Here is a 5,037-nt window from a genome sequence, read left to right as displayed (position 1 = left end):
GCTCGCAGGTGACCCGCCACAGCTTGTCCGTGTACCCGGCGAAGAACACCTGGCCGTCGGCGCAGTCGAAGAGTCCGTAGGGACGCACCCACGCGTGCTCGTTGCCGGCGGGTTCGGCGACCTTGCCGTTGACGGTGTAATCGACCACGGCCGTCTCGGTGAGGGCGATGATGCTGTCCACCTGGGCGATGTCGACCTTCTGTCCCACTCCGCCGCGCTCCACGTGCCGGATCGCGGCCAGGGTGCCGATGACGGCGAAGAGTGCGGCCGACAGGTCTCCGATCGTGGTGCCCACCCGGACCGGGGCGGTTCCGGGGTATCCGTTCATGGACCACAGACCGCCGGCCGCCTGGGCCGTGCTGTCGAAGGCCGGGCGGCGGCTCCGGGAACCGGTGTGCCCGTAGCCGGAGATGGCCGTGTACACGAGCGCCGGGTTGACCTCCTTGAGCACCTCGTAGCCGACACCGAGCTTCTCCATGGTGCCGGGCCGGAAGTTCTCCAGCAGCACGTCCGCCTTGGCCACCAGGTCCTTGAGGACCTTCTTTCCCTCCTCGCGCGCGAGGTCGATGGTCAGGCCCAGCTTGCCTCGGTTGTACTGCCCGTAGTAGCCGCTGAACTCCTGTGTCCCGGTGCTCTCGGCTCCCTCGTCGCCCTCGGCGCCTCCCGGGGCGGTCAGGTACGGGGGGAAGCCGCGGGAGACGTCGGGATCGTTGGGGTTCTCGATCTTGATGACCGTGGCTCCCATGTCGGCGAGGATCTGGGCGGCGTAGGGCCCGGCCAGTACCCGCGAGAGGTCCAGCACCACGATCCCGTCGAGTGCCCCATCTCCACCGCCCAGCCGGCGGATGATCTCCTGCGTGGTGTTCAAAGCGTTCTCACTCCCTGTCGTCGGGCTGTGTGCGGGTCCGGGCCGGGGTTCAACCCCCGGAGACGTCCTTCGCACAGGTCAAGCGGAGGCTCCCCGCAACTCGCCCAGTACCTCGCGCGCGTACTCTTCCCGGATGCGTCCGGCCTTCACCAGTCGGGCGGCCACCTCCGAGACCTCCGCTCCCTCCGCGCCGGCGGTGGCCGCGAGGGTGCGGGCGTGCAGGGCCATGTGTCCGCGCTGGATCCCCTCCGCGGCCAGGGCCCGGCAGGCGGCCAGGTTCTGCACGAGCCCCACCGCGGCGATGACCTCGCCCAGTTCCAGGGCCGAGGCGACCCCCAAGAGCCTGATCGCGGCCCTGGCGGTGGGGTGCGCTCGCGTGGCACCGCCGACCAGGCCCACGGCGAGGGGCACCTCCAGCGTGCCCACCAGGTTCCCGGCCGCGTTCTTCTCGAAGCGAGAGAGCGCCGTGTAGCGGCCGTCCTTCACCGCGTGGGAGTGGCATCCGGCCTCGACGGCGCGGGTGTCGTTCCCGGTGGCGAGCACCACGGCGGAGATGCCGTTCATGATGCCCTTGTTGTGCGTCGCGGCCCGGTACGGGTCCGCGGAGGCGAAGTCACCGGCCAAAACGATGTCGTCGACCACCCGGGAGCCGCCCAACAGCTCGGCGTCGAACTCACCGCGTACCCGCACGAGTCGTCGGTCGGCCTTGTTGCTGAGGATGCGCAGCAGCGACCTACCTCCGGAGAGCTCGGCCAGTCGGGGAGCCAGCGCCTCGGCCATCGTGTTGACGGCGTTGGCCCCCATCGCGTCGCGGACGTCCACGATCAGGTGCACGATGAGGTGGGTCCCCGAGGCCGTGGGGACCATGCGAACCTCCACGGCCCGGGCTCCGCCGCCCAGCTCCACCAGGACGGGGTCCTGTTCGTTGGCCCGGGCGAGGATCTCCTCCTCGACCTCCAGGATCCTGAACCGGGCCTCCTCCGGGTTGGGGACGTCCACGAGCTGGACCTGGGAGATCATCACCGGTCCGGAGGTGGAGGCACGCAGCCCGCCGAGTCCTCTGGCCATCCGGGCCGCGTTGGACGCCGCGGCCACCACACTGGGCTCCTCGATGGCCATGGGGACGAGGTAGTCGCGGCCGTTGACCGTCAGGTTGGTCGCGATCCCCAACGGGACACCGAAGACGCCGACGGCGTTCTCGATCATCTGGTCGGCCTGCTCGAAGACGAGGCCGCTCTGGGGCTCGAAGGCCCCGACGTCCACCTCGGAATCCTCGGTGACCCTGACACGGCGCTCCTGAACACTGAGTTCCCGGAGCCCTGGGATACGACTGTTGACGGGCAAGAATCCACCTCCTGGCGCACGGCGCCCGACGGGTCGCCGGGCCTCCTTCTCACACTCAGTGGCGAGAATATGGTCGCCCCGTGCCGCGCAGCATGGTTCTGGAATACATGAAAAGCGCGAATCACTGTGTCGAGAGTCTATGCCTGCCTCATTCAACGCCCCCGTTGAACCGCTCCCGCAGTTCGTCCATGCGCACCGCCAAGGAGATCCGGAAGTAGTTCTCGTCCTCTCGCCATCCGTCGCCCAGGACTCGATCCAGCCGTTCCAGACGCTGCAGGATCGTGTTGACGTGGAAGTTGAGTGCGCGTGCGGTCTGGGTGGGACTGGCCCCGTGGTGGACGAAGGCCCTCAGGGTACGGAGCAGTTCCGTGCCCCGTTCGGCGTCGTAGCGCTTGACCTCGCCCAGGGCGCGGTGCAGGAAGTGCGTCATCCCCGGGGCATCGGTGTCGAAGATGGCCGCGTAGGGGATGTAGTCGCTCGTCTCGGCGAGGACGTCGGAGACCTTGAGCGCTTCCAACAGGCGCACGGTCTTCTTCACCAGCGGGAACTGGACGCCCTGTTCCCCCTCGGGCGGGATCACGCCGAGCACCCCGCCCTTGAGGTGCTGGGCGACCCCGCTTCGGATCTCCTCGGCCCTGGTCTCCAGCCCGGGCCTGCCCAGGACGACGACCAGCCCTTGGTGCTCGCCCACCAGCGAGGGCGAGGGGGCCAGCGACACCGCGAGCCGGACGGCGCGGCCACGCTGTCCGGTCGGGACGGAGAGCGCCAGGAGCGAGGTGAGGTCCACGGTCTCCATGCCCCGCTGCCGGCCCCGGGCGACGGCGTCTTGACGTCGTTCCTCGTCCGCCGAGAGCAGGTCGGCGATGAGTTCACTGTGCACGCGGTATTCCGCCTCGGCCACGGCCTCCTGTGAGAGCAGCAGCAACGCGCACACCTGCGCGGCTCGTTCGACGGTGCGGGCGTCCACGTCGGTGAGGGGAAAGCCGCCCCGACCGAGGAGGACCGTGCCCAGGTGGCGCTCTCCCGCCGCGAAGACCACCACACCCGCCACGGGCCCGTCGTCCTCCAACTCGACGAGGCGCCCCGACTCCGTGCTGCGGCGCAGCGCCCGGACCATCTCCTCGTCCCGGGGTATGTCGACCTCCGCCAGCCCCTGCCCCGCCTCGGCCAGGGAGTTCCCCACCTGGTCGTACAGGGCCACGGGCCTGGCCAGCTCCTCGGAGAGCGTGGTGGCCACCGTGCCGAAGTCCCCACCGGTCAGGACGGCCTCCACCAGCTTCCGGTGCACGCTGTGAGCCCTGTCCCGTTCGATCATGTGTTCGGTCAGGCGCGAGAGCGCCCGTCGAGACTCGTCCTCGGCGCGTTGGAGGCTGCGCAACGTCCGGGCGGTCTGGAGGACCACCGAACCGTGGTCGGCCAGTGCGGTCAGCAGCGCGGTGTCCTCGGGGGTGAACTCGTGCTCCTCCCTGGTGGCCACGAAGAGCACGCCGAGGGCCTCGTCGTCCGCCAGCATGGGCACACCGAGCATGGAGACGATGCCCTCCGCCTTGACCGCCGTGTCGATCCCGGCCTCTCGGCGGTCCGCTTCGAAGTCGGCGTACCTGAACACCGATCCTCCGGATCTGCGTTCCACCACGAGGCTCGCCAGTCCCTTCCCCGGAGGCACCCGCAGCACCTGGAAGTCCGACGAGACGGAGCCGATCGTATGGCGAACGAACAGCTCACGGGTCCGCGGGTCGTATTCGGACAGGTACGTGAGGTCGCTGCCCATCATCTGGTGGGCACGGTCGACGATCTTCTCCAGCAGCACGTCCCCGTCCCGCTCGGCGGCGAGCTCACGGGCACTGGAGAACAGCGCCCCCAGCTCGTGCTCCCGTCGGCGAAGGCGGGCCAGCTCGCGTCTGTTCCTGGTGATCCTCTCGGAGAGGTCCCGGCCGGTGCGCTCGTCCAACCCGAGGAAGGACAGTGCCCGCAACGCGTCGGCCACACTCCCGGGATGGGCGTCGGTGATCGAGGCCACGAGCATCGACACGGCCTCCTCCCTGGACAGGGGCTGTTCTCCGCGAGACCGATCGGTCCCCGCCGAGTTCTCCACGAACACCTCCGCAGTGCCACACCAGGATGGGATGAAGACTCATAAATTGAGCTGATCAACGTAGGGAAGACACATATCACGAATGTGACGGCCGCCACTAATTTGGTTGATGGCCCGATCGGGTCCAAGCCCCCCGCCATCGCGCCGTGCGCCCTCCCGGCCGCACGACAATCACAAGGGAGAGTGGTATGGCCGTCTCACACGACATCGACCGCGCCGGTCTCGACTCGCGTCGGCAGCGGCGACGGGCCGTCATCGGCAGTTCCGTGGGAACCGTCATCGAGTGGTACGACTTCACGCTGTACGGTCTCGCCGCGGCGTTGGTCTTCGCCCCGCTCTTTTTCGGCGGGAGCGACCTCGCCGGCACCCTGGGCGCCTTCGCCACCTTCGCCGTGGGCTTCCTGGCCCGTCCCTTGGGCGGCCTGACGCTCTCCCACTACGGCGACAAGCTCGGGCGCAAGGGCACCCTGCTGGTCACCCTGGTGATCATGGGCAGCGCCACGACGCTCATCGGCGTCCTGCCCACCTACGAATCGATCGGCCTGTGGGCGCCGATCCTGCTGATCGTCCTCAGGATCTTCCAGGGCGCCGGGGCGGGAGCGGAGTTCGCCGGGGCCATGACCATGGCCAGCGAGTCCTCGGCGACGGGACGACGTGCCTTCACCGCCGGTTTCCCGGGCGCCTCCGTCTACGTGGGGATGGCCCTGGCCACCAGCGCCTTCGCCGTCCT

General features: G+C 69.1%; 4 protein-coding genes. 1 reads left to right on the top strand and 3 read right to left on the bottom strand.

Annotated elements, in window-relative coordinates; genetic code table 11:
* The 3 genes from K8V84_RS05795 to K8V84_RS05785 form a co-directional block, all read right to left on the bottom strand.
* On the bottom strand, positions 1 to 868 hold an 868-nt coding region (locus K8V84_RS05795), incomplete at its 3' end, for a CoA transferase (protein WP_304071403.1).
* A 78-nt stretch (positions 869 to 946) separates the two neighbouring features.
* The gene (locus tag K8V84_RS05790; RefSeq protein WP_304071401.1) at positions 947 to 2,212 is read right to left on the bottom strand and encodes a hydroxymethylglutaryl-CoA reductase, degradative; all 1,266 of its coding nucleotides are present in this window, start codon (positions 2,210 to 2,212) and stop codon (positions 947 to 949) included.
* 148 nt (positions 2,213 to 2,360) lie between these two features.
* The gene (locus K8V84_RS05785) at positions 2,361 to 4,238 is read right to left on the bottom strand and encodes a GAF domain-containing protein (RefSeq protein WP_304071404.1); all 1,878 of its coding nucleotides are present in this window, start codon (positions 4,236 to 4,238) and stop codon (positions 2,361 to 2,363) included.
* Between the two features lie 257 nt (positions 4,239 to 4,495).
* Here K8V84_RS05785 and K8V84_RS05780 point away from each other — a divergent pair.
* Positions 4,496 to 5,037 (top strand): MFS transporter (locus tag K8V84_RS05780; protein ID WP_304071399.1); only part of this gene is annotated, 542 nt, incomplete at its 3' end.

It is taken from the genome of Nocardiopsis listeri (assembly GCF_020741345.1).
In the GTDB taxonomy this organism is placed as follows: Bacteria; Actinomycetota; Actinomycetes; order Streptosporangiales; family Streptosporangiaceae; genus Nocardiopsis; species Nocardiopsis listeri_A.
The sequence above is the reverse complement of the archived record's forward strand: the minus strand, read 5'-3'. Positions and strand labels throughout refer to the sequence as shown.

Coding starts and splice junctions, on each gene's coding strand:
- K8V84_RS05785 (WP_304071404.1), bottom strand. CDS start 4,238: ATGCTCGTGGCCTCGATCACCGACGCCCATCCCGGGAGTGTGGCCGAC.